This is a genomic window from Streptomyces sp. NPDC087901 (assembly GCF_044742205.1).
Classification (GTDB): Bacteria; Actinomycetota; Actinomycetes; order Streptomycetales; family Streptomycetaceae; genus Streptomyces.
Window position 1 is genome coordinate 706512 of sequence record NZ_JBIUUC010000002.1, and the last position, 24613, is coordinate 731124.

22 protein-coding genes are annotated in these 24613 nt (G+C 70.9%); 14 read left to right on the top strand and 8 right to left on the bottom strand.

What is annotated here, in order from left to right; translation table 11 throughout:
• From ACIOEW_RS08565 to ACIOEW_RS08575, 3 genes are all read left to right on the top strand, one after another.
• Positions 1 to 1074 (top strand): LLM class flavin-dependent oxidoreductase, encoded by a 1074-nt coding sequence (locus ACIOEW_RS08565; RefSeq protein WP_401962576.1) that lies wholly within the window; start codon positions 1 to 3, stop codon positions 1072 to 1074.
• Positions 1075 to 1234: 160 nt separating this feature from the next.
• Positions 1235 to 2035: a VOC family protein gene (locus ACIOEW_RS08570; protein ID WP_401962579.1), complete on the top strand. Its 801-nt coding sequence runs from the start codon at positions 1235 to 1237 to the stop codon at positions 2033 to 2035.
• A gap of 95 nt (positions 2036 to 2130) precedes the next feature.
• The gene (locus ACIOEW_RS08575; RefSeq protein ID WP_362541825.1) at positions 2131 to 2385 is read left to right on the top strand and encodes a WhiB family transcriptional regulator; all 255 of its coding nucleotides are present in this window, start codon (positions 2131 to 2133) and stop codon (positions 2383 to 2385) included.
• 183 nt (positions 2386 to 2568) lie between these two features.
• Here the strand turns inward: ACIOEW_RS08575 and ACIOEW_RS08580 are convergent, their stop codons facing one another.
• On the bottom strand, positions 2569 to 3486 hold the full coding sequence (locus ACIOEW_RS08580; protein ID WP_401962583.1) for a chitosanase: 918 nt from the start codon (positions 3484 to 3486) through the stop codon (positions 2569 to 2571).
• Positions 3487 to 3549: 63 nt separating this feature from the next.
• Here ACIOEW_RS08580 and ACIOEW_RS08585 point away from each other — a divergent pair, with 63 nt between their 5' ends.
• Positions 3550 to 6906 (top strand): hypothetical protein, encoded by a 3357-nt coding sequence (locus ACIOEW_RS08585; protein ID WP_401962586.1) that lies wholly within the window; start codon positions 3550 to 3552, stop codon positions 6904 to 6906.
• 105 nt (positions 6907 to 7011) lie between these two features.
• Here the strand turns inward: ACIOEW_RS08585 and ACIOEW_RS08590 are convergent, their stop codons facing one another.
• The 3 genes from ACIOEW_RS08590 to ACIOEW_RS08600 form a co-directional block, all read right to left on the bottom strand.
• Positions 7012 to 7989, bottom strand: coding sequence for an acyl-ACP desaturase (locus tag ACIOEW_RS08590; protein ID WP_362541816.1), 978 nt, complete (start codon positions 7987 to 7989; stop codon positions 7012 to 7014).
• Positions 7990 to 8268: 279 nt separating this feature from the next.
• Positions 8269 to 8460 (bottom strand): hypothetical protein, encoded by a 192-nt coding sequence (locus ACIOEW_RS08595; RefSeq protein ID WP_362541813.1) that lies wholly within the window; start codon positions 8458 to 8460, stop codon positions 8269 to 8271.
• 11 nt (positions 8461 to 8471) lie between these two features.
• A complete protein-coding gene (locus tag ACIOEW_RS08600; RefSeq protein WP_362541810.1) occupies positions 8472 to 9323 on the bottom strand; it encodes a Scr1 family TA system antitoxin-like transcriptional regulator in 852 nt (283 codons plus the stop codon).
• Positions 9324 to 9490: 167 nt separating this feature from the next.
• On the opposite strand from ACIOEW_RS08600, the gene ACIOEW_RS08605 reads away from it, so the two are divergent.
• Positions 9491 to 9952 (top strand): ATP-binding protein, encoded by a 462-nt coding sequence (locus tag ACIOEW_RS08605; protein ID WP_362541807.1) that lies wholly within the window; start codon positions 9491 to 9493, stop codon positions 9950 to 9952.
• A 38-nt stretch (positions 9953 to 9990) separates the two neighbouring features.
• Here ACIOEW_RS08605 and ACIOEW_RS08610 read toward each other — a convergent pair whose 3' ends face one another.
• Together ACIOEW_RS08610 and ACIOEW_RS08615 are read right to left on the bottom strand one after the other, a co-directional pair.
• The gene (locus ACIOEW_RS08610; RefSeq protein WP_401962591.1) at positions 9991 to 11622 is read right to left on the bottom strand and encodes an ABC-F family ATP-binding cassette domain-containing protein; all 1632 of its coding nucleotides are present in this window, start codon (positions 11620 to 11622) and stop codon (positions 9991 to 9993) included.
• Positions 11623 to 12000: 378 nt separating this feature from the next.
• A complete protein-coding gene (locus ACIOEW_RS08615) occupies positions 12001 to 12417 on the bottom strand; it encodes an SsgA family sporulation/cell division regulator (RefSeq protein WP_362541801.1) in 417 nt (138 codons plus the stop codon).
• Between the two features lie 186 nt (positions 12418 to 12603).
• On the opposite strand from ACIOEW_RS08615, the gene ACIOEW_RS08620 reads away from it, so the two are divergent.
• From ACIOEW_RS08620 to mmpA, 3 genes are all read left to right on the top strand, one after another.
• Positions 12604 to 13695, top strand: coding sequence for an oxidoreductase (locus ACIOEW_RS08620; protein ID WP_362541798.1), 1092 nt, complete (start codon positions 12604 to 12606; stop codon positions 13693 to 13695).
• 26 nt (positions 13696 to 13721) lie between these two features.
• Complete coding sequence (locus tag ACIOEW_RS08625; RefSeq protein ID WP_362541795.1) at positions 13722 to 14399, top strand: endonuclease V; 678 nt, start codon at positions 13722 to 13724, stop codon at positions 14397 to 14399.
• A gap of 81 nt (positions 14400 to 14480) precedes the next feature.
• Positions 14481 to 14624: a morphogenic membrane protein MmpA gene (gene mmpA, locus ACIOEW_RS08630; RefSeq protein WP_362541792.1), complete on the top strand. Its 144-nt coding sequence runs from the start codon at positions 14481 to 14483 to the stop codon at positions 14622 to 14624.
• A gap of 21 nt (positions 14625 to 14645) precedes the next feature.
• On the opposite strand, the gene ACIOEW_RS08635 is transcribed toward mmpA, so the two are convergent.
• The gene (locus ACIOEW_RS08635) at positions 14646 to 15836 is read right to left on the bottom strand and encodes a saccharopine dehydrogenase NADP-binding domain-containing protein (RefSeq protein WP_362541789.1); all 1191 of its coding nucleotides are present in this window, start codon (positions 15834 to 15836) and stop codon (positions 14646 to 14648) included.
• Between the two features lie 205 nt (positions 15837 to 16041).
• Between ACIOEW_RS08635 and ACIOEW_RS08640 the strand changes: the two genes are divergently transcribed.
• From ACIOEW_RS08640 to ACIOEW_RS08655, 4 genes are all read left to right on the top strand, one after another.
• Positions 16042 to 17202, top strand: coding sequence for a CaiB/BaiF CoA transferase family protein (locus ACIOEW_RS08640; protein WP_401962597.1), 1161 nt, complete (start codon positions 16042 to 16044; stop codon positions 17200 to 17202).
• A complete protein-coding gene (locus ACIOEW_RS08645; protein WP_362541783.1) occupies positions 17202 to 18344 on the top strand; it encodes an acyl-CoA dehydrogenase family protein in 1143 nt (380 codons plus the stop codon). The genes ACIOEW_RS08640 and ACIOEW_RS08645 overlap by 1 nt, the downstream gene beginning before the upstream one ends.
• Positions 18345 to 18459: 115 nt before the next feature.
• On the top strand, positions 18460 to 19674 hold the full coding sequence (locus tag ACIOEW_RS08650) for an acetyl-CoA C-acetyltransferase (RefSeq protein WP_362541780.1): 1215 nt from the start codon (positions 18460 to 18462) through the stop codon (positions 19672 to 19674).
• A 31-nt stretch (positions 19675 to 19705) separates the two neighbouring features.
• On the top strand, positions 19706 to 21877 hold the full coding sequence (locus ACIOEW_RS08655) for a 3-hydroxyacyl-CoA dehydrogenase NAD-binding domain-containing protein (protein WP_401962601.1): 2172 nt from the start codon (positions 19706 to 19708) through the stop codon (positions 21875 to 21877).
• A 56-nt stretch (positions 21878 to 21933) separates the two neighbouring features.
• On the opposite strand, the gene ACIOEW_RS08660 is transcribed toward ACIOEW_RS08655, so the two are convergent.
• Positions 21934 to 22665, bottom strand: a complete 732-nt coding sequence (locus tag ACIOEW_RS08660; RefSeq protein ID WP_401962604.1) for a MerR family transcriptional regulator — start codon at positions 22663 to 22665, stop codon at positions 21934 to 21936.
• 129 nt (positions 22666 to 22794) lie between these two features.
• Here ACIOEW_RS08660 and ACIOEW_RS08665 point away from each other — a divergent pair, with 129 nt between their 5' ends.
• Positions 22795 to 23274: a macro domain-containing protein gene (locus tag ACIOEW_RS08665; protein WP_401962607.1), complete on the top strand. Its 480-nt coding sequence runs from the start codon at positions 22795 to 22797 to the stop codon at positions 23272 to 23274.
• A 145-nt stretch (positions 23275 to 23419) separates the two neighbouring features.
• Positions 23420 to 24517, top strand: a complete 1098-nt coding sequence (locus tag ACIOEW_RS08670; protein ID WP_401962610.1) for a hypothetical protein — start codon at positions 23420 to 23422, stop codon at positions 24515 to 24517.
• The last annotated feature ends 96 nt before the right edge of the window (positions 24518 to 24613 follow it).

The window sequence follows — 24613 nt, forward strand, 5'->3', positions numbered from 1 at the left end:
ATGGCGACCGAAGTCCTCTGGTACATCATTCCGCGCGAAGGCGCCTACCCCTGGGAGCCCGAAGGCAGGCGCCCCGTCGATCTCGGATACCTGAGCCAGCTGGCCGGGACGGTCGAACGGCTCGGCTACAGCGGCGCGCTCCTGGCCACCGACCTCTACGACGTCTGGCCGCTCGGCAGTGCGCTGGCCGCGTCGACCAGCACCCGGTTCAAGCCCCTGCTCGCCGTCCACCCCGGACTCGTCTCGCCGACGCTGCTCGCCAAGATGGCGCTCAGCTTCGACACGCTCTTCGGGGGCCGGCTGCGCTTCAACGTGGTCAACGGTTCGACGAAGTCGCTCCAGGAGTACGGACTCCATGTGGAGCACGACGAGCGGTACGAGCTGAGCGCGGAGTACTGGTCGATCGTGAAGCGGCTGACAGCCGGCGAGGTCTTCGACCACAAGGGCCGCTTCTACGACCTGAAGAACGCCGGAGCCTCCTTCCGGGAGCTGAAGCCGGTCCAGGACGGGCACATCCCGCTCTGGTTCGGCGGCTCGTCCGACCCCGGCATCGAGATGGCGGCCGAGCACGTCGACGTCTTCCTGACCTGGGGGGAGCCGCCGCATCTGCTGAAGGAGAAGCTGGAGAAGGTCCGGGCGAGGGCCGCCGCGTACGGACGCACGATCAGAATCGGCCTTCGGCTGCATCTGATCGTCCGGGACACGGAGGAAGAGGCCTGGGCCGCCGCCGACCGGCTGCTCGACGTCACCAGCGACGCGACGTACGCCCGTCAGCTCGGCGACCGGGCGGGCGAGGACGGTGTGGGCTGGCAGCGACAGTTCCGCCAGCACGGTGGAAAGGTTCCCGCGCACGCCCGTGAGCTGGAGGTCCACCCCAACATGTGGCCGGGCATGAGCCTGTTCCGGCCGGGGCCCGGCACCGCGGTGGTGGGCTCGACCGCGCAGGTCGTCGAACGGCTCAAGGAGTTCGAGGACCTGGGGGTCGACACCTTCATCCTCTCCGGCAACCCGCTCCTGGAGGAGGCTTACCGGGTCGCGGAGACGGTGCTGCCGGCCCTGGGCGTCACACGCTGACACGCGGGGCGTTCTCCGGCCGGCTGCGCCCGGAGAACGCACGGACTGCGGGCGGCTTCCTTCGGGGAACGCACGGACTGCGGTTGTCGGTGCCCGGTGCAAGACTCGGAGAGTCAGGAATTCCTGCTGTCCGAGAACGGGACCACCGAAGGAGCGCACGATGCTCACCACCCGTTTTGTTGACGGAGCCCCCAACTGGATGGACCTGGGCACACCGGATCTCGAAGGGGCCACGGCCTTCTACACCGCTCTCCTCGGCTGGGACTACGAGGCCGGAGGCCCCGAGACCGGTGGCTACGGGATGTTCATGCTGAACGGGAAGACGGTCGGCGGCGCGATGACGGTCACCGAGGAGCAGGCGAAGACGTCCTGGTCGGTGTATTTCCAGTCGTCGGACGTCGACGCCACCGCGCAGGCAGTGGAGAAGGCCGGCGGGACGGTGGCGTTCACACCGATGGACGTCCTGGAGTACGGCCGGATGGGAGGGTTCACCGACCGGGCCGGTGCGTACTTCGGCGTCTGGCAGCCGAAGCAGAACCCGGGGCTCGGCGTAGTGGACGAACCGGGCAGCCTCTGCTGGGCCGAGCTGTACACCCCGGACGTGCCGGCCGCCGCGGCGTTCTACGACGCGGTCTTCGGCTGGGAGACCGTCCAGATGCCCTATCCGGGCGGCGGTGGCGCGTACACCGTCATCAGGACGGCGGGCGGCGGTGAGGAGACCTCCTTCGGCGGGCTCGTCCCGCTGGACGCCGTGCCCGTCAGGGCCGCCGCCGGGCCCCACTGGCTGCCGTACATCGAGGTCGACGACTGCGATGCCACGGTGGCGGCGGTCGAGCGACTGGGCGGCAAGCTGACGCTGGAACCGCTGGAGATGAAGGGTGTGGGCACCTTCGCCAACGTCGCCGATCCGTACGGTGCCGCGTTCGCCGTGATCAAGAGCGCGGAGACGCCCGCTGCCTGACAGCGCGGCGGCCTGGGGTTCGCGGGGAGCGGCTCTTCCTGCCGGTTGATGGATCGTTGATCAGTCGTTTATCGCGACAGGGCACTGTGTGGCGCATGCTGATCAACACCGCGACCGACCCCGCTCTCGCCTGGCAGGAGACAGCGCTGTGCGCCCAGACGGGGCCCGAGTTCTTCTTTCCCGCCCCCGGCAGCTCCACCCGTGAGGCCAAGCAGCTCTGCAACGCCTGCGAGGGACGACTGGCCTGCCTGGAGTACGCACTCGACAACGACGAGCGCTTCGGCGTATGGGGTGGTCTCTCCGAGAAGGAGCGCGACCGGCTCCGCAGAGTCGACCGCGACCAGGCGTGAACGTGCCCTCACCGTGTGACACTTCGGCCTTCCGTGCATCGGCCTGCGGGTCTCCGTGAATACTGCGGAACACGCGTCGACCACGAGAAGAAGCCGAGTTGAGCGCGTACGACCACATCGTCGTCGGAGCGGGTCGGCGGCCGTATCCGCCGGGGTCAGGACCGCCGGGTCAGGACTGCCGGGTCAGGACGGGATGCGGAACGTCTCGCCGTACATCTTCCAGGTCAGCGGCGGTTGCAGGGCCAGGTTCCCGTCCTCCAGGAACGCCCGCTGAGCGGTGTCGAGGCGTGAGGTGTCCTGCTGGTTCGTCTTCGACTTCATCACGGTCCGCGCCGCGTCCAGGAAGGCGTCCAGATAGGCGCTCTCGTCGCCGCCCTCCGTGACCGTGTCCGCCTCGGCCAGGGCTGCCTGCCGGATGCCGTAGAACGAGTCCGCCTCGGACCCGGGCCCCTGAAGCACCATGGCGTCGAAGTACATGTACTGGCCCAGGGCGCCGAGCCCGTCCAGTTTCGCCAGATGGACGGCCGGTTCGAAGTACTGCTTCAGCCGGACCAGGTCCTGAGCGGCTCGGAAGGCGGGGTCCTCGGCCGACTTCTTCCAGGCGGCTGTGAATCCGGGGTCCAGCCCCTCGTGCGATGCGGAGCCGTCGACCTGGCGCAGCGCCGGGACGAACGGAGCCAGCGGACTGTCCGGATGGTCCCCGGTGAACGACTCGACGAACGCGAGCATGTCGTGCGTACCGGAGCAGAATCCGACGATTCCGGCGCTGTACCCCGTGCCGTCGCCAGTGTCCTCGATCGTGCCGTACTGGCTGCGCCAGTCCAGGGTCGATCCCTCGGCGCTGGCCAGCAGCTTCCACGCGATCTCGCGCATCTTCGGCCCGGCCAGCCCCGGGGGCATCGCGGCGGCGCGTGCGTTGAGCTTCCGCCGTTCCTCGTCGTCCGCCGCGACGAACGGGTCCGCCTGTGCGGACGAGGCGACCGGCGCCTTCGCGGTGGGGGAGCTCGTGGGCAGCTCCGAGTCGCCGCCGCTGTTGAAGAGCAGGGGGACGACGATGGCTATCGGCGCACCGAACAGGACAACGCGGGTAACTGGTTTCACCGGCACAGAGTACGGTCCGCGCAGCCCGGGGGAGGGCTTGCCCCCGCACGGCACAATCGCCCCATGACCGATGCCCTGCTGAACGCCCTCGATCCCCTCCCGTACCCGCGGCGCATGCGTGAACTCGCCGCACGGGCGCGTGATGTGGCCGCTTCGGGACGGCTGCGTGCCGTTCTGGACGAACTCGACGGGGGCGATGCGTACGAGCGCGAAACCGCGGTCATCGCCGCGGCCGCGGGAGGGGACCGGGACTGGATCGCGGCGCACCTCGCCGACCGGGACCCCTTCGTGCAGGGGCATGCCCTGCGGGTCGCGTACAGCCTCGGCGTACCGGACGAGGCGTACGCGGACCTCCTCGACGACGTCCCGCGTACCGCACGCCGCCGCCTCCTGCGGGCCGTCGTGGCCGACGGGCGGGCCGACCTCGCCGACCGGCTGATCGACGAGGTTCGCGCGAAGTGGGGCGACACGGACGCCACCGTTCTGCTGCCGGGGTGCACGCCAGGGACCGCGGCCCGGCTGCTGCCCGAACTCCTGCACGCCGTAAGTGGCTGGGGCGGCCTCGGGCGCCGGCATCCGGGCCTCCTCCTCGATGCCTGCGAGCGGCACCTGGCGGCGCTGCCCGAGCCGCACCGCGCCGAGTGGTGGCACCGGTACGCCGCCGGCGTCGCCGCCACCGTCGGGCCCCTCCCCGAGCGGGTCCTCGACCTGCTCGAACGCTTCGCTCCGGCCACCCTGCCGTGGCCGCTGACCAGCCGCCTCGGGGCACTCGCCGCGGCCGGCCCCGACCGGCTCATCCGGCTCCTGATGCGCCCGGGGGCCCGGCCGGCGCTGCGAGGCGCCGCGCTGGGGCGAAGCGTCCTGTACCGGCTGGCCCGCACCGCGCCCGAAGGACTCGTGGTGGAGCTCGGCCGGGCCATGGCACCGGATTCCACGGCCCTCGCCCGCCTCCTTGCCGCCCTCCCGCCGGGCCGCCGCGCCGCCTTCTACACCTCGGTCACGGCCGGACGAGGAGAGGGGAACCGCATCTGCGTGGACACCGTGCTGCTCGACGCGCTGCCGCGCAGCGGCGTCGCCGACGAGGCGCGGCGCACGGCCCGGCTGGCGGCCGAACGCGGAGCGGACCGGAGCACCGTCCTGATCGCGGAGTCGTATCTGCCGGTCGCCGAGGTACGTGAGCGGCTGATCGCCGCCACCCGCGCGCCCCTGGCCGAGGACCGGGCGCAGGCCTGGTCGCTGCTCATCGGGAACGCCGGGCGTGCGGGGGACCCGGACAGCCTCGCGGACGTGCTCGCCGACATGGAGCGGCTCCGCAACGAACAGGACCCGGTCCGTTCGACAGCCCTCCACGCACTGGCGGCCGTCCCGGCCGGCCTCTTCACCGACGCAGCGGAACCCGCCCTGGACCGGATAGCCGCCGACGCCGTCGAGGCCCGGGACTCCTCGCACGCCACCCGGCACGCCCTGAGCACCCTCGCTCTGGCCCTGCTGCGCGAGCACGCCGCGACGGGGCAGCGCGCCCTCGTCAACTGGGCCCTGCGCACCCTGGTCCGGATCTCGGGGAACACCGGGGGAGCGGACCTCGGACGCCTCGACCGGACCCTGCGCCGCGGCCAGGAGTCCGACGTGTTCGAGGCGCTCCGGCCCTGGCTGGAGGCGGGTGCGGAGAAGGCCGACTACGGACTCGTGCTCGCGCTGGCCAGGGCGCTCGGCCGTCGCGCGGCCGGACTGCCCGAGTTGCAGGACCTCCTGTGGCAGGCCGTGCGCTTCGGGGAGAACAACACCGCGCGGACCGCGGTGGGGCTGTGGCTGGAGCCGGTCGCACACCGCAGTGAGCGTGTGGAGCGGCTCCTGGCCGCCGAACCCTCCGCCGGAGCCCTGCCCGAGGTGCTGCGCGTTCTCACCGGCTGCCGTACCGACCTCCTCGACCCGTATCTCGGAGATCCGCCGCCGTACGGCCGGTTCCTGACCCATGGCACACCGTGGACCGTGGAGCCGGGTGCCGGGGTCCGCCGCTGGGTGCCGCGCCAGCGGCGCGCCGCCCTGCGCGCCCTGGAGCGGGCCGCGCGGGACGAGAAGCTGCCGCTGTACACCCGTGCCGCCGCGATCGGGTCACTGGCCCGCATCCCCTCGACCGGCGCCGCGGCCGCGCTCGACTGGACAGGCTCCGAGGACGTCGTGCTCGCGGAGGCCGCCCTCACGGCACTGGGCAGGACGGACCGGGCGCCGGACGTGCTGGCGGCGCTGCTCGCCCACAGCGGGGGTGACCGCGCCAGGGTCGCCGTCTTCGCGGCCGGCCGCGCCTCGCAGGACGTCCGCCCCTCCGTGCTCGGGCCCCTGCTGCGCGAGCGGCTCGCACCGGGCACCGGCAAGGTGACGGCCCGCAAGGAGGCCGTACGGCTCGCCGCGACGCGGCTGCCCCGGCCACGGGCCGCTGCGCTGGTCGCCGAGGCGTACGGCCTGTCCGGCCAGCACCCCGACGTGCGGGCTGCCGCCGTGGCCTGCGGCACCGGGCTGCTAGGTGACGAGCGGATGTGGGACCTGCTCACGGACGCGGCAACCGGCACCGCGGTACTGCGCACCGCCGTACTGCGCGTGCGGCCCATGGACCTGCCCGCGCCGTACCGGCCCCGCTACGCAGGCCTGGTACGGGCGGTGTGCGAGACGGACGACGAGGAACTCGCGGCGTCGGCCCACGCCGTGGTGGCCCGCTGGACGCCGTGGGCGCCGGGCGCATGCGATGTGCTGATGGCCGCGGCGACGGATCTCGCCCGCCGCCGCTCCTGGCAGTCGGCAGCGGACGCGCTGGTGACCGCCGCACCCGCGACGCCTGAGGCGGCGCAGGCGCTCATGCGGGCGCTGCGTAGTCTCACCGACGCCGTGGCCATGGACGACGCGGGCAGCGAGCGGGACCGGGCGGGGCGGCAGCGGGTCGTCCACCTCGTGAACCGCCTCGCCGCATCGGCGGGGGCGCGCACCGACGACGCGCTGCGGCCCGTGCTGGGCGCTGCCGGGGAGCTGCTCGCCGGCCACCGGGACCACGTACCGCAGGCGGCGGAGCTCCTGGTGAGGGCCGTCGATCCGGATGCGGGGCCGGACACCCTGTACGCCGCCCTGGACCGGCTGGCCCGCCTGCACGACGGCCGTCCGGTGCTCGCCGCCCGGACGGCGGGTGTGCTCGGCACACGGATCGGGGTGCCGCACGGCGAGGAAGGCTGGGGAACGCTGCTCGCGCTCGTGGCGCGCCTTGCCGAGGACGGTGGTCCCGCACACGGCCACATGGCCGTGGAGCTCGCTGCGGCGGCCGGCCGGCGGACCGGCTGGAGCGGGCCGTGGCGTACCCAGCTGAGACTGCTGCGACGCCACCCGGACGCGGATGTGCGCGACGCGGCCTACGCGGAGGTGACAGTGCGCGAATGAGAGCAGCCCGGAGGGGAGTGCCGGGATGCGATCGTCGCGAACGTTGCGAACGGGGGGCGGGCCGAGGTGGCCCGCCCCCCCGCCGGGGTCGTGTCGCGCCGGCCGTCAGGCCTGGGCGGCGCGGGCTGCCACGCGCGCCTTGCGCGCGGCGAGCTTCGCGTCGAACTTCGACGCCTCGCTGTCCAGCCCGTTCATGTACAGACCGAGCTCCTCCTGGGCCTTGAGTCCGTCCGGGCCCAGGCCGTCGATGTCCAGCACCTTCAGGTAGCGCAGCACCGGCTGGATGACGTCGTCGTGGTGGATCCGCATGTTGTAGATCTCGCCGATCGCCATCTGCGCGGCGGCGCGCTCGAACCCGGGCATGCCGTGGCCGGGCATCCGGAAGTTCACGACGACGTCGCGCACGGACTGCATCGTCAGGTCCGGTGCGAGCTCGAAGGCTGCGCCGAGGAGGTTGCGGTAGAACACCATGTGCAGGTTCTCGTCGGTCGCGATCCGCGCCAGCATGCGGTCGCAGACGGGGTCGCCCGACTGGTGTCCGGTGTTGCGGTGCGATACCCGGGTCGCCAGCTCCTGGAACGCCACGTATGCCACGGAGTGCAGCATCGAGTGGCGGTTGTCGGACTCGAAGCCCTCCGCCATGTGCGCCATCCGGAACTGCTCCAGCTTGTCCGGGTCCACCGCGCGCGAGGTGAGCAGGTAGTCGCGCATCACGATGCCGTGGCGGCCCTCCTCGGCGGTCCAGCGGTGCACCCAGGTGCCCCAGGCTCCGTCGCGGCCGAAGAGCGAGGCGATCTCGTGGTGGTAGCTGGGGAGGTTGTCCTCGGTCAGCAGGTTCACGACCAGGGCGATCTTGCCGATGTCCGTGACCTTGGACTGCTCGGCCTCCCATGCCTGGCCGTCCTCGAAGACGCCGGGGAAGTTCCGGCCGTCGGAGAACGGAACGTACTCGTGGGGCATCCAGTCCTTGGCGACCTTGAGATGGCGGTTGAGCTCCTTCTCCACCACCTCTTCCAGCGCGTACAGCAGTTGGGCGTCGGTCCACGCCTGTGAACTGCCGAGGTGGGGAGAGGTGATCGTCACGGGGGGCTCCTGGGGACGGGAGAATTACCTACGGCTTCGTAGGTTACGAGACCGTAGGTTAAAGCGGCGGTAAGGCCTCCGCCAAGCCCGTCCGGGCGACAATCGCTCACTGGGCGTCATAAATGCAGGTCAGGCGTATATACAGAGGGTCAGGCAGGCGGGAATGAGTCGCGTGAAAGTCGAATAATCGGCCGGGCCGGGCCCCCGGTGGTGATGAGCTCTGAACAGTCGGCGTACTCGGAGCGCAGCGCACGAGGGGCACGGTCGGGACGGGCCGGATCAGAGCAGATGGTCAGCCGCGCCCGCCTTCACCGCGAAGATCAGCGCCTGCAGCGCCTCGATGGAGTCGCCGACGTAGGTCGCCGTGTCGGTCGTGGAGCCGATGTAGGCGCGGCCCTGGTCGTCGATTCCGAAACGGAAGCAGTTCGCACCCTCGCTGCAGAACGCTTCGTCCCAGCGGATTTCCTTCATGATCTCTCTCCTCAGAGGTCCTGGGCTATGCATCGGATGAAGTCGCGCGATTCCTCGACGGGCAGCGCGAGCGTGCGCAGGCGCTCCAACAGGCCTCGGTATCTGCGTAGTTGCATATCCGCGTCCAGCAGCATCGAACCGTGCGAGGAATCGAGCTGCACGGTATCGAGCTGCGGAACGGCTGCGCCGACATAGGTGAACGACTGTCCGGCTCCGGGGAAACCGCCTGCTGTGAACGGGATGGCCCTGACCGTGATCCGGTCGCGCTCGGACTGGTCGAGAATGTGTTCCAGCTGTGCCCTGGTGATCTTGGGGCCGCCGAACTGCATCCGCAGTGCGGCCTCGTGGACCACCGCTTCGTAGAGTGGCGGCCGGTCCCGTTCGAGCACTTCCTGGCGGCGCAGCCGCAGGGAGAGCCGGGCTATCAGATCGGGTCGGGGCAGTTGAGGGTCGGCGGTGTCGAAGACGGCCCGCGCGTGCTCCTCGGTCTGCAGCAGGCCGGGGATGTGCGTGGTGGTTGCGGTGACCAACTCCACTGCGTGGAACTCGAGTTCGGCGATATCCAGCAGGCTCGGCAGCAGTAGACCGCGTTGCTCCTCCCACCAGCCCCGGGCCCGCTCCTGGGCCATCTCGGCCAGCAGGTCTACGAGGCCGGTGTCCGGGCAGCCGTAGTTGAAGGCCAGGGTGCGGACCCGCTCGGCGCTGATGCCGAACCTGCCGGACTCGATGTTCGGGATGCGGGTGCGGTCGACCCCGAGCAGAGCCGCGGCCTGCTGTGCTGTCATTCCCGACTGCTCGCGCAGTTTGCGCAGTTCGTACCCGAGTCGTTGCTGCCGTGCGGTTGGGGTGCTTCTGGGCGGCAAGGTGCGTGTCCTCCGGGGGTGGGGGGTGTCGAAATGACCGGAACCACACAAGTAGTAGCACTGTGCTCCAGTCGTGCGCTACGGTCGGTAGTGCAAGTCTCACACGGGGCGACCATGCCCTTGTGTGTGATCGTCACCACACGTACGAGAAATGTGAGCAGCACTTGATGAAGGGCGCATTGCGTTGTCTCCCGGCCCTTGCACCCGCCGGGCCACAACCGCCGGCGGCGAGCAATCTCAGCTACTCGTTCGCTCTTCCGGGCGGCGCCTTCTGCGCGGGCCTCGCCCGCCGCGCCGTGGACGAACTGCTCACCCGGCACGGTCTCGCCGAACTCGCGGAGACGGCGGTCCTCGCCACCTCGGAACTGGTCGCGGCCGCCTACCGCTTCACCCCGGACCGGGAGATGCTCCTGCGGGTCCACTGGCAGTTCGACGCGCTGCGGATCACGCTCTACGACCAGCACCCGGCCCATGAATCGCCGGAGAAGTCCGAGAAGTGCCGTGAGCACCGCAGCGCCAGCATGTGGCTGCTGGCCGCCGCGGTGGACGCACACGGCGGGGACTGGGGGCTGGCCCCGGCGCTGACCGCGTCCGGCGGCTCCAAGACCTGGGCGTTACTCCACCGCTAGCCCCTCCCCGCAGACCCACTGCCCTGTGCCCCCGTATGTCACAGGCCGGTGCGCACCTCCTCGGCCGTCGTGTCCCGGAGACCGCCGTCGAGCAGCAGCCAGCGCGTGATGCCGATCGATTCGAGGAACGGTACGTCGTGGCTCGCCACGATCAGCGCTCCCTCGTACGAATCGAGTGCCGCCGTCAGCCGGTGCACGCTCGCCATGTCCAGGTTGTTCGTCGGCTCGTCCAGCATCAGCAGCTGAGGTGCCGGCTCCGCCAGCAGCAGCGCGGCCAGAGCCGCACGGAACCGCTCACCGCCCGACAGGGTCCCGGCAGGCCGGTCCGCCCGTGCGCCCCTGAACAGAAAATGTGCCAGTCGCGCCCTGATCCGGTTGTCCGTGGCATCCGGTGCGAACCGCGCCACGTTCTCCACCACGCTCAACCCGTCGTCCAGCACATCCAGCCGCTGCGGCAGAAAACGCATCGGCAACCGCACCGAAGCCTCGCCGGACACCGGTGACAGCTCGCCGGCCAGCGTACGCAACAGCGTGGTCTTGCCCGCACCGTTACGTCCGACCAGCGCGATGCGCTCCGGACCGCGCACCTCGAACGAACCCTGCACCCGTGCCCCGTATGCCAGTTCCAGACTGTTCAGCATCAGCACGCCCTGGCCCGGATGAACCTTGGTGTGCGGCAGTTCGACCCTGATCTCGGCGTCGTCCCGCACCGCTTCGACAGCGTCGTCGAGGCGCTCCTTCGCCTCGGCCAGCTTCTCCGCGTGCATGATCCGGTGCTTGCCCGCCGACTCCTGGGCGGCGCGCTTGCGGGCGCCCATGACGATCTTCGGTTCGCGTTTGCTCTCCTGCATCTTCTGTCCGTAACGCTTGCGCCGTGCCAGCTTGACCTGCGCCTCGGCGAGCTCGCGCTTCTGGCGGTGCACATCGGCCTCGGCGACCCGCACCATCCGCTCGGCGGCCTCCTGTTCCACGGCGAGCGCCTCCTCGTACGCCGAGAGGTTCCCGCCGTACCAGGTGACCGAGCCGTCCCGCAGATCGGCGATCTGGTCGACCCGCTCCAGGAGCTCCCGGTCGTGGCTGACGACGACGAGCACGCCGTTCCACGCGTCGACCGCCGCGTAGAGGCGCCGTCGTGCGTACAGATCCAGGTTGTTCGTCGGTTCGTCCAGCAGCAGCACCTCGGGCCGGGCCAGCAGCAGCGCCGCCAGGCGCAGCAGCACGCACTCACCGCCCGACATCTCGCCGATGGTGCGGTCGAGCCCGATGTGCCCGAGGCCGAGCTGGTCGAGCGTGGCGAGCGCCCGCTCCTCCACGTCCCAGTCGTCACCGACGGCGGCGAACCGCTCCTCGCCGACATCGCCCGCCTCGATGGCGTGCAGTGCCGCACGGGTTCCGGCGATGCCCAGGGCGGCGTCGACGCGCAGCGCGGTGTCCAGGACCAGGTTCTGCGGCAGGTAGCCGACCTCGCCCGCCGTCCTGATGTGGCCCTCGACAGGCGTGAGTTCACCGGCGATCAGCCGCAGCAGGGTCGACTTCCCCGAGCCGTTGAGCCCGATGAGTCCGGTGCGGCCGGGTCCCACGGTGAGATGGAAGTCGTCCAGGGCCGGGCTGCCGTCGGGCCATGCGAAGGACAGCGACGAGCAGGTGATGTGGGTCAGGGGGGTAGACATAAGGAATCTCCCGGTTGCGAGGAAGGGCAGGGGCAACGGGGCGAGACACCGGTCACTGGCCTTCCACGGAAGAATTTCCGGAAGTGGAGAGGGGAAGGCCCTGGTCGCGGAGGACGGCTCGAAGAGCTGAGGTCACACTCGGGCACGCGGACATGTGCAGACATGACACGACGCGCAACACGGTGTCTCAAGACCTCAGACGAGCAACGTCCTACTCCTATCGGCGACAACAAGGACATCAACGAAGGTACGGCGGGCCGCGGAACGGGGCAAGCGAATTAGTGCGTGTGCCCCGCGCGGGTGACCCCGGGGCCCCTGACTCGCGGCGGTGACCCCGACGGCCCCTGATCCGCGCGGGCGTCCCCCAAGGCCCCCGGTTCAGCAGGAACCGTCGAGCAGATCCGTCAGACTCCGGTCCAGGTCCAGGAAGCGGTACTCGTCCCCGGCGGGGACCAGTTCCTGCGCGCGCCGCAGGAAACGGCGCAGCTCAGCCGTGCGCACGTGCACCATGGCGATGCCTTCCGCGGCGTGGAACTCCAGCACCGTGCGGTCGTATCCGAAGGGCCTGACGCGTACGTCCCCGATCCCCGCCGGCGTGTCCATCCCCGCTGCCAGCAGCTCCCGGGAGAACTCCCAGGACACCTCGGTACCCTCCAGCGTCGCCGGCGCGGGGAACGCCATGCGTACGGCGAAGGGATCCGTGCGGTCGTAGCTCAGGACTGCGGGAAGCGTCTCCATCTGCGGGGCGGATGCGACCATGCGGGCCTTCACGGACTGTTCGATAACGGTGGACAAGACCTGCTCCCTCTCGCGACCGGATGAACGGTTCCCGGCACTCATACAGACGACGGAACGCGCCGATTCGTGCACCGGAGCATGGCGTGAGCTGCGTCACCGCACACCGCTGCCTGATCATCACGTGCCCATTTCCCGGCGATGCACCCTGGACGGGGAGTGGCCCGTGGGTTAGCTTCCAGCGCCATGAGGGCCTTGGGGAAGACGCGACGACTGATGTCACTGGGACTGTGCGGGGCGGCCCTGGCGGCCGCGCTGGCCGCACCCGCGGCCCACGCGGCACCCGGCGAACGGCACGGACCGGCCTGGACGCCCACCGACACCGGGACGGACGCCCGCTTCCGCGGTCTCGCGGCCGTCAGCAGCCGCACGGCGTGGCTCGCGGGCTCCAACGGCACCGTGCTGCGCACCACGGACGGCGGCCGGCACTGGCGCGACGTCTCGCCTCCCGGTGCGGCCGACGCGGGGCTGGAGTTCCGCGACATCGAGGCCTTCGACGCCCGGCGGGCGGTGGCCCTGGCCATCGGCGACGGCGAGGCCTCCCGGGTACTGCGTACGGACGACGGCGGGGCCACCTGGACCGAGTCCTTCCGCAACACCGACGCACGCGCCTTCTACGACTGCCTCACGTTCTTCGACAGCCGCCACGGCCTCGCCATGAGCGACCCCGTGGACGGGCGGTTCCGGATCCTGTCCACCGCCGACGGCGGCCGCAGCTGGAACGTGCTGCCCAGCGCCGGCATGCCGCAGGCCCAGGCGGGCGAGACGGGGTTCGCGGCCAGTGGGCAGTGCCTGGTCAGCGCCGGTCCGAAGGACGTCTGGCTGGCCACGGGCGGGGCGGCCACCGCCCGGGTCCTGCACTCGGGCGACCGCGGGCTGACCTGGACAGCGACCGCATCGCCGGTTCCGGCCGGGGACCCCGCCCGGGGTGTGTTCGGCCTCGCCTTCCGGGACCGCACCCACGGCATCGCGGTCGGCGGCGACTACCGCGCCGACCAGCTGTCGCCCCGAGCCGCGGCCGTCACCTCCGACGGCGGCCGCGGCTGGCGGCCGTCCCAGTCGCCGCCGGCCGCCTACCGCTCGGGCGTCGCCTGGCTGCCGCACAGCCGGTCGGCCGCACTGGCGGTCGGTCCGACCGGCACCGACCTCACCACGGACGGCGGACGCACCTGGCGCACGGTCGGCACCGGGTCGTACGACACGGTCGACTGCACCGCGGACGGGAGCTGCTGGGCAGCCGGAGAGAAGGGGCGGGCCGCACGCGCGGCCGTCCGCTGAAGCCGCGCCCTAAGCTGACCGGCATCATGACAACACTTCGGATGCCCGCCGACGAGGCCGAGGCCCGCGCTCTCCAGGACACTCTGCGCGCCCGGGTGGTGCTCGACGAGCCCGGGCCGCCGCCGGGCACCGGCCGGGTGACGGGCGTCGACGTCGCCTACGACGACGAGCGTGACGTCGTCGTGGCGGCGGCCGTCGTGCTCGACGCGGCCACGCTGGAGGTGGTGGCCGAGTCCACCGCCGTCGGGCAGGTGACTTTCCCGTACGTCCCGGGACTCCTCGCCTTCCGCGAGATCCCCACCGTGCTGGCCGCCCTGGAGTCCCTGCCCGTCGACCCGGGTCTCGTCGTCTGCGACGGCTACGGACGGGCTCACCCGCGCCGTTTCGGCCTCGCCAGCCATCTGGGCGTGCTCACCGGGCTCCCCGTCATCGGCGTCGCGAAGAACCCGTTCACCTTCTCGTACGAACAGCCCGGGCCCCACCGCGGCGACCGGTCGCCGCTGCTCGACGGGGGCGAGGAAGTGGGGCAGGCGCTGCGCACCCAGGACGGCACCAAACCGGTGTACGTCTCGGTAGGACACCGCACCGGCCTGGACAACGCCTGCGCGCACACGCTGTCGTTGGCCCGGGACTTCCGTCAGCCGGAGACGACCCGCCGGGCCGACGCGCTGTGCAGGCGGGTGCTCCGCGAGGCCACCGTCTGAGGGCCGGTGCGGGCACGGTGCCGGGGCGTCTGAGTATCCGTACGGATAGCGCCCGCCGATCATGGTCGGCACTCTGGACACATGAACGCATCTCGCTCAAATGCCCGAACCGCCCCTCTTCACCCCGCTCAGCGCCGTGTGGCGCTGGGCATGCTGACCGGGGGTGCGGTCGGCCTCGTCTGGGCCGGGGCGATGCTCTACACCCTGGCCTCCTGGATCTTCTAGGCGGCGTCCGCCGGTGGCGTGTCAGCGCACGGCCGCCACCCGGAAGCGCAGACCGGCCCCGCGCAGCCGTTCGAGCAGCGCGTCGCCCATCGCGACGGCCGTGGTGACCTGACCCGATGTCGGGGGAAGCTCGTCCAGCGCCAGGCTCAGTGCCGACTCCGCCAGCATCTTCGCCGTCTCGTCGTAGCCCGGATCGCCGCCCGACACCTCGGTGAAGACCCGGCGGCCGCCGCCCTCGCCGACGAACCGGACCGTGAACCAGCTCCGACGGCGGCGCTCCTGGTCCGGGCCGGACCCGGGCTCGTAGCGGTCCATCAGCCAGTTCCGTACGGCCGGCAGCTGCGCCGCGCCGAGCAGGGCGCCCAGTGCCGCCGTGCCGCCAAGGGCCACCGGCAGGTGCTTGACCGAGGCGAAGTGCCGGTAGCGGAAGTCGGGGCCGTAGCGGGGGAGTGCGCGGGCCGAGCGCTCCACGATCTGAGCGTCGAGCGTCGGCAACGGAAGGGCCCAGGTGCCGGTCTCCGTGCTGAAGTGCGGCCCGCCGAGCGGGGCGCGGGCGCGGCGGGCGACCAGCCGCGGCTCGTGCAGCCGGCGTTCCTTGGCGGCGCGCAGCATCTGCGGCCCGCGGCCCATGGCCGTGAGCGCGGAGGCGAACGTACCGCCCGAGAAAACGGCGTTGGAGCGGACGAATCCGTCGATGCGGAGCGGGACGTCCTCCGGCAGCTGCCGGACCGTGAAGTACACACCGAGATCGTGCGGTACGGAGTCGAAACCGCAGGCGTGCACGATCCGTGCGCCGGTCTCGCGCGCCCGGGCATCGTGCTCCAGATACATCCGGTCGGCGAACTCCGGCTCGCCCGAGAGGTCCGTGTAGTCCGTGCCTGCCTCGGCGCAGGCCGCGACCAGCTTCTCTCCGTACCAGACGTACGGGCCCACGGTCGTGGCCACCACATGAGTGGACTCGGCCAGTGCGCGCAGCGTGTCCGCGTCGTCGGCATCGGCGTGCAGCAGCGGTATGTCCGCGCAGTGCGGATGCAGCGCGGTGAGGCGGTTGCGCAGCTGTTCCAGTTTGGCGCGGTTGCGGCCGGCCAGGGCCCAGCGGCAGCCGTCCGGGGCATGGGCCGCCAGATACTCGGCGGTGAGCACACCCACGAAACCGGTGGCGCCGAAGAGGACTACGTCATAGGGGCGTGGTGCCCCGGTCTGCCTGTTCACGAGTGCCTCCGCAGGGGCCGGCGCCGATGTAGCAGGCAGAGGGTAGCCGAGGCGGCCGTGGCGCTGTGTGGCCGGGGAGGCTTCATGAGGGAGGATCCCAGGGAGAACAACTAAGCGCTTGCTCGCCCCAAGGGGTTGTGCGGAGCGCGGTGCGTTCTTAGCATCATCGATGTTACATCGGTTGTGTCACACCGCTGGGGGCTCGATGGCAACGACAGTGAACGGCTCGCACGGTCCGCGCGGCCCGCTGGCCGGGGTGCGCGTGGTCGAACTGGCAGGCATCGGGCCCGGCCCGTTCGCCGCGATGCTCCTGGCCGACCTGGGCGCCGACGTGGTCCGGGTCGACCGGCCCGGGGGCGCCGGCCTCGGCATCGACCCGGCCCGCGACCTCACCAACCGCAACAAGCGCTCCGTCCTCGTCGATCTCAAGGCCTCATCCGGTCCGGGCACCGTCCTGGACCTGGTCGAGCGCGCCGACGTCCTGATCGAGGGGTACCGGCCGGGCGTCGCCGAACGCCTGGGAGTGGGCCCGGACGTCTGCCTGGCCCGCAATCCGCAGCTCGTCTACGGACGCATGACCGGCTGGGGCCAGGACGGTCCCCTCGCCGAGCGGGCCGGACACGACATCGCGTACATCGCCGTCACCGGTGCTCTCTCCATGATCGGCAAGCCGGGGGAGCCGCCCACCGTCCCGGCCAACCTGCTCGGCGACTACGCGGGCGGCTCGCTCTATCTCGTCGTCGGTGTCCTCGCCGCCCTCCAGCACGCCCGGACCCCCGGTGGCACCGGACAGGTCGTCGACGCGGCGATCGTCGACGGCACCGCGCACCTGACCATGATGATCCACGGCATGCTGCAGGCAGGCGGCTGGCAGGACCGACGCGGCTCCAACCTCCTGGACGGTGGCTGCCCCTTCTACGGCTCGTACGAGACCGCGGACGGCGAGTACATGGCGGTCGGCCCGCTCGAGAAGCGGTTCTACGCGGAGTTCACCGAGCTCCTCGGCATGGGGGACACGGCCCCCGACCGGGGCGACATCGCCCGCTGGGACGAGTTGCGCAGCGTCGTCGCCGCCCGGTTCCGCACCCGTACCCGCACCGAGTGGACCGAGGTCTTCGACGGCTCGGACGCCTGTGTGGCACCGGTCCTCTCCCTGCGCGAGGCACCGCACCACCCGCACCTCGTCGCCCGCTCCACCTTCGTCGAACACGGCGCACTCACCCAGCCCGCGCCCGCGCCCAGGTTCTCGGCCACGCCCTCCTCGGTGCACAGCGGACCGGCGCGGCCGGGTGCGGACACCGAAGCCGTCGCCGCCGACTGGGGCGTACCGGCCCTGCGGACCACCCGGAAGGACACGACCGACTGATGCAGCGGCAGATCTTCACCGATGAGCACGACGCGTTCCGCGAGACCGTCCGCACCTTCCTGACGAAGGAGGTCCTCCCGCACTACGAACAGTGGGAGAAGGACGGCATCGTCTCGCGCCGGGCCTGGCTCGCCGCCGGACGGCAGGGGCTGCTCGGCCTCGCCGTACCCGAGGAGTACGGGGGCGGCGGGAACACCGACTTCCGCTACAGCGCGGTCCTCGCCGAGGAGTTCACCCGGGCGGGCGCCCCCGGTCTCGCGCTCGGGCTGCACAACGACATCATCGGCCCCTACCTGACCGGCCTCGCCACCGAGGAGCAGAAGCGGCGCTGGCTGCCCGGCTTCTGCAGCGGCGAGATCATCACCGCCATCGCGATGACCGAACCGGGCGCGGGGTCCGACCTCCAGGGCATCCGCACCACCGCCGAGGACCAGGGCGACCACTGGCTGCTCAACGGCTCGAAGACGTTCATCTCCAACGGCATCCTCGCCGACCTGGTGGTCGTCGTCGCGAAGACGACCCCCGAGGGCGGAGCCAAGGGGCTCTCGCTCATCGTCGTCGAGCGCGGTGCCGAGGGCTTCGAACGGGGCCGCAACCTGGACAAGATCGGCCAGAAGTCCCAGGACACCGCCGAGCTGTTCTTCAACGACGTGCGTGTCCCCAAGGAGAACCTCCTCGGTGAGCTCGACGGCGCCTTCATCCACCTGATGACCAATCTCGCCCAGGAGCGGATGGGCATAGCCGTCGCCGGGATCGCCGCCGCCGAACACCTCCTGGAGATCACCACCACGTACGTCAAGGAGCGCGAGGCCTTCGGGCGGCCGCTGTCCAAGCTTCAGCACATCCGCTTCGAGATCGCGGAAATGGCCACCGAGTGCGCCGTCACCCGGGCCTTCCTCGACCGGTGCATCGTCGACCACTCGGAAGGGACGCTCGACGCCGTGCACGCCTCCATGGCGAAGTGGTGGGCGACCGAACTGCAGAAGCGCGTCGCCGACCGCTGCCTCCAACTGCACGGCGGATACGGCTACATGGCGGAGTTCCCGGTGGCCAGGGCGTTCGTCGACGGTCGCATCCAGACCATCTACGGCGGAACGACCGAGATCATGAAGGAGATCATCGGCCGCTCGCTGCTCGCCTGACCCCGCACGCCTGCCCCCGCCGGCCGGCCTGTTCCGCCCGGCTCGCTTGCCCGGCCTGTGTGCCCGACCTGTTTGCCCGGCCCTGTTGCGCCACCACCCTCGAAAGGCAGCTGTCTTGAGTACCGAAGCATTCGTCTACGACGCGATCCGCACCCCGCGCGGCCGCGGCAAGGCCAACGGGGCCCTGCACGGCACCAAGCCGATCGACCTCGTCGTCGGCCTGATCCACGAGCTCCGCGGCCGCTTCCCTGGTCTTGACCCGGCTGCCATCGACGACATCGTCCTCGGCGTGGTCAGCCCGCTCGGCGACCAGGGGTCCGACATCGCGCGCGTCGCCGCGATCGCGGCCGGCCTTCCCGACACCGTCGCCGGCGTTCAGGAGAACCGCTTCTGCGCATCGGGCCTGGAGGCCGTCAACCTGGCAGCCGCCAAGGTCCGTTCGGGCTGGGAGGACCTCATCCTCGCGGGCGGCGTCGAGTCGATGTCCCGCGTCCCGATGGGCTCCGACGGCGGCGCCTGGGCGATGGACCCGATGACGAACTACGAGACCGGGTTCGCACCGCAGGGCATCGGCGCCGACCTCATCGCGACCATCGAGGGCTTCTCGCGCCGCGACGTCGACGAGTTCGCCGCACTGTCGCAGGAGCGGGCCGCCGAGGCGTGGAAGGACAACCGCTTCGCGCGGTCCGTCGTCCCCGTCAAGGACCGCAACGGCCTCGTCGTCCTCGACCACGACGAGCACATGCGCCCCGGTACCACCGCCGACTCCCTCGCCTCACTGAAGCCGTCGTTCGCGGCGATCGGCGAGATGGGCGGCTTCGACGCGGTGGCGCTCCAGAAGTACCACTGGGTGGAGAAGATCGACCACGTCCACCACGCGGGCAACTCCTCCGGCATCGTCGACGGAGCCGCCCTCGTCGCGATCGGCTCGAAGGAGATCGGCGAGCGTTACGGACTCACCCCGCGCGCCCGGATCGTCTCCGCCGCAGTCTCCGGCTCCGAGCCCACCATCATGCTCACCGGCCCTGCGCCCGCCACCCGGAAGGCGCTCGCCAAGGCGGGGCTGACCATCGACGACATCGACCTCGTCGAGATCAACGAGGCCTTCGCCGGCGTCGTCCTGCGCTTCGCCCGCGACATGGGGCTCTCCCTGGACAAGATCAACGTCAACGGCGGCGCCATCGCGCTCGGCCACCCGCTCGGCGCCACCGGCGCGATGATCCTCGGCACGCTCATCGACGAACTGGAGCGCCGGGACAAGCGCTACGGCCTCGCCACCCTCTGCGTGGGCGGCGGCATGGGCATCGCCACCGTCATCGAGCGTCTCTGACCGTTCCCCTTCCTACGGAGAAGACAAGCAAATGACCGAGAGCACGACCATTCGCTGGGAACAGGACGAGACCGGCGTCGTCACCCTCGTACTCGACGACCCCAACCAGTCCGCCAACACGATGAACCAGGCCTTCAGGGACTCCATCGCGGCCGTCGCCGACCGCGCCGAGGCCGAGAAGGACACCATCCGCGGCATCATCTACACCTCCGCCAAGAAGACCTTCTTCGCCGGCGGCGACCTCAAGGACATGATCAAGGTCGGCCCCGAGAACGCCCAGCAGGCGTTCGACACCGGCACCGCGATCAAGAGGTCGCTGCGCCGCATCGAGACCCTCGGCAAGCCCGTCGTCGCCGCCATCAACGGCGCGGCCCTCGGCGGCGGTTACGAGATCGCCCTCGCCTCCCACCACCGCGTCGCCCTCGACGCCCCGGGCTCCCGCATCGGCCTGCCCGAGGTCACCCTCGGCCTGCTGCCCGCCGGCGGCGGCGTCACCCGCACCGTACGGCTCATGGGCATCGCCGACGCGCTGCTCAAGGTCCTCCTACAGGGCACTCAGTACACCCCGCGGCGGGCCCTGGAGAACGGCCTGGTCCACGAGGTCGCAGCCACCCCCGAGGAGATGCTCGACAAGGCCAGGGCCTTCATCGACGCGAACCCCGAGTCCCAGCAGCCCTGGGACGTCAAGGGCTACCGGATCCCCGGCGGCACCCCGTCGAACCCCAAGTTCGCCGCCAACCTGCCGGCCTTCCCGTCCAACCTGAAGAAGCAGCTCGCCGGCGCCCCCATGCCCGCACCGCGCAACATCCTGGCCGCCGCCGTCGAGGGCTCGCAGGTCGACTTCGAGACCGCGCTGACCATCGAGGCCCGGTACTTCACCGAGCTGGTCACCGGCCAGGTCTCGAAGAACATGATCCAGGCGTTCTTCTTCGACCTCCAGGCCGTCAACTCCGGTGCCAGCCGCCCCAAGGGCATCGAGGAGCGCCCGGTCCGCAAGGTCGCCGTCCTCGGCGCCGGGATGATGGGCGCGGGCATCGCCTACTCCTGCGCCCGGGCCGGTATCGACGTCGTTCTCAAGGACGTCTCCACGGAGGCCGCCGCCAAGGGCAAGGCGTACAGCGAGAAGCTGCTCGCCAAGGCGCTCTCCCGGGGCCGTACGACCGAGGCCGAGCGGGACGAGCTGCTGGCCCGCATCACTCCGACCGGTGACCCGGCCGACCTCGCGGGCTGCGACGCCGTCATCGAGGCCGTCTTCGAGGACACCGCGCTCAAGCACAAGGTGTTCCAGGAGATCCAGGACATCATCGAGCCCGACGCCCTGCTCTGCTCCAACACCTCGACGCTGCCCATCACGGCGCTGGCCGAAGGGGTCGAGCGCCCCGTCGACTTCATCGGGCTGCACTTCTTCTCGCCCGTCGACAAGATGCCGCTCGTCGAGATCATCAAGGGCGAGAAGACCGGCGACGAGGCCCTGGCCCGCGCCTTCGACCTGGTCCGCCGGATCAAGAAGACGCCGATCGTCGTCAACGATTCGCGTGGCTTCTTCACCTCGCGCGTCATCGGCCAGTTCATCAACGAGGGCGTCGCCATGGTCGGCGAGGGCGTCGAGCCCGCCTCCGTCGAGCAGGCCGCGGCCCAGGCCGGCTACCCGGCCAAGGTGCTGTCCCTGATGGACGAGTTGACGCTGACCCTGCCCCGCAAGATCCGCAACGAGACCCGTAAGGCCGTCGAGGAGGCGGGCGGTACCTGGGCCGGGCACCCCGCGGACGCGGTCATCGACCGGATGGTCGACGAGTTCGGCCGCCCCGGCCGCAGCGGCGGTGCGGGCTTCTACGAGTACGACGAGAACGGGAAGCGCACGCGTCTGTGGCCCGGCCTGCGTGAGCACTTCACGAAGGCGGACGCGGATGTCCCGTTCACCGACATGCAGGAACGGATGCTCTTCTCCGAGGCCCTGGACAGCGTTCGCTGCCTGGAGGAGAACGTCCTGATCACCGTCGCCGACGCCAACATCGGCTCCATCATGGGCATCGGCTTCCCCGCGTGGACCGGTGGCGTGCTCCAGTACATCAACGGGTACGAGGGCGGCCTGCCCGGATTCGTCGCCCGCGCCCGGGAGCTCGCCGAGCGGTACGGCGACCGCTTCCTGCCGCCCGCCCTGCTCGTGGAGAAGGCGGAGAAGGGCGAGACCTTCCACGACTGACGCCGACACCGCCAGGCCCGCACCCGACCTCGCGTGGGTGCGGGCCCGCCGGGGCGCTACTCGGCAGCGAAAGCGGCCCGCAACTCCTCCCTGAGTGAACGCTGGAAGGCGGTCACCAGAGCCTGCAGCACGATCGGCTGCATGTCCGCCGACAGCGACTTCATCGCTTTGAGGTGCTCCGGGTCCGCCTCCCGTTCCCGGTACGGATTCCAGACCTCGTCCCGGAACAGCCGGGTCAGCTCATGCGCGACAGAGCGGGTGTGCTCCAGCAGGACCGTGCGGGCGGCGAGAATCGTCTCGTGCGCGATGGGCACTTCGAGCAGCTCCACGCCGAGCCGCAACAGGCCCGGATCCAGCCGGAACACGCCGTCTCCAGGATCGGACCGCTCCAGCACACCCATCGCCGCCAGCCGGTCGATGTCCTGCTGGGACAGCGGCCGCCCCGCGCGCCGCTCCAGTTCCGCGCGGGTCGCGTCCTCTGCCGAATCGGGCGCCCACGAGGCCACCAGGGCCCGGTGGATCGCGAGGTCGTGGGCGCTCAGATCGGGCGGCAGCTGTTCCAGATAGCGTTCGATCGCGGCGAGCGTCATGCCCTGGTGCTGGAGCTCCTCGATCAGCGCCAGCCGGGAGAGGTGCTCGTGCCCGTAGTGCCCGACCCGGCGCGGCCCGATGACCGGCGGCGGCAGCAGTCCACGGGTGCTGTAGAAACGCACCGTGCGCACGGTCACCCCGGCGCGCGCCGCCAGTTCGTCGACGGTGAGCTTCGGCTCCTCGCCCTCGGTCGCCATGTCTGCTCCTCGTGTCCGCCTGCGGGTGGGCCGCTGTGCGCGGGCGCATCACTCCGGTGCAACAGTATTGCTGTCTCACCAGTGATGTGAAAGAGCCCGGCTGTCAGTGGGCGCACTTAGCCTGACGTCATGTCCGAGATCACTCACATACGGGGCGACGCGACCGCTCCCCATGGCAAGGGCGTCAAGATGATCGTCCATGTCTGCAACGACCTCGGCGGCTGGGGCAAGGGGTTCGTCCTGGCTCTCTCGCGCCGCTGGCCCGAACCCGAAGCGGCCTACCGCCGATGGCACCGGGAACGCGCGGGCAACGACTTCGGCCTCGGCGCCGTGCAGTTCGTGCAGGTGAGCCCGTACGTCTGGGTGGCGAACACCGTGGGCCAGCGGGGGATGCGAACGGGGAGCAACGGGGTCCCGGTGCGGTACGAGGCGATCGACACGGCATTGACGGCGGTGGCCGACCGGGCCCTTGAGCTGGGGGCCTCGGTCCATATGCCGCGGATCGGCTGCGGGCTGGCGGGCGGCAAGTGGTCCCGGATCGAGCCGCTGATCGAGAAGCGACTGGCAGCCCGGGACATTCCGGTGACCGTGTACGACTTCGGTCAGTAAGGCCCGTACGGCCATACCCGGGCCGGGCATGCGACCGGAGGGAGCGGGTCTGCGCATTGTCCACGCCTCCTGCAAGGCGGGCGCTGCGGGAAGCCGCCGGATAGCCTGACCGCCGTCAACGGGGCGGCAGGAACGGGAGAATCCAGTGGCGGGTGCCGAGGCGGGGCGCGGAGCGGCCGGTCATCACGAAGGAACGCGGCCGGGCGACCCGGTGGACGCGTCACTGCTGACGTTGCTCGGGCTGGGGCCCGACGAGGACGCGGTCTACCGTCTGCTCGTGGACCGCCCGGAGAGTGAACCGGGCACCCTTTCCGGGCAGTTGGGCGGTCTGGCGGTGGAGGGCGTCCTCGACTCGCTCGTCGAACGCGGGCTCGCCAGCGCCGACCGGCAGGATTCCGACGGTACGCTCCGCTACCGGGCCGCCCCGCCCGTGCTCGCGCTCGGGCCACTCCTCGAGTCCCGGCGGTCCGCCCTGCACCGGGTCGAGTCGCTCGTGGGGGACCTTTCCGAACGTCACCGTTCCGCGCAGATGTACGGGGCCGGGGCTCCGGTGGAGGTGCTGTCCGGTCCGGCGGCGGTCCGACGACGTCTGGTGACCATGCAGCGTCAGGCCAGGAGCGAGGTGTGCACCTTTGTGCCGGCCAGGCACATGCCCGCCCTGCTCAGCTTCGAGGACAACCACGAAGAGGCGGACTCCGAGATGATGCGCCGGGGGGTCACCGTGCGCAGCGTCGTCGAACGCGCGTGGCTGGAGCATCCGGCAACCGCGGCCGTGGTGGGTTCGTGCGTCGCCCAGGGGCAGCACATCTCCGTCACGGACCGGCTGCCGACCAAACTCGTCATCGTGGACCGCCGCATCGCCCTGCTGCCCCTGGACCCGGAGCGCGAGAGCGAGCCGGTCGCGCTCGTCGTCCATCGGACCGGTCTTCTGACGGCCCTGGTCGCGCTCTTCGAGGCGTACTTCGAGAAGGGGCGGCTGCTGACCCCGCTCAGTGCGAACGAGGACGCCGAGTCCCCGGTCGCGGCGATCGACCGGCAGATAGTGGCCCTTCTCCACGTCGGCCTGACCGACGCCGCCATCGCCCGTCAGCTCGGGATGGGCCATCGCACCGTGCAGCGCCGGCTGCACGCGCTGATGGACGAGGTGGGCGCGGCGACGCGATTCCAGCTCGGCTGGTACGCGGCCCGGGCCGGATGGCTGCCCGAAACATCGGACAACTCGGTCGCACAGGCGCATTCCTGAGGCGTAATTACGCCGCGGCGCTTTCGCGCCAGCACTATCGCTTGTTCACACCAGCCCCCCATGGCGAAGATCAGCACGTCAACGCCCGAGACGCTC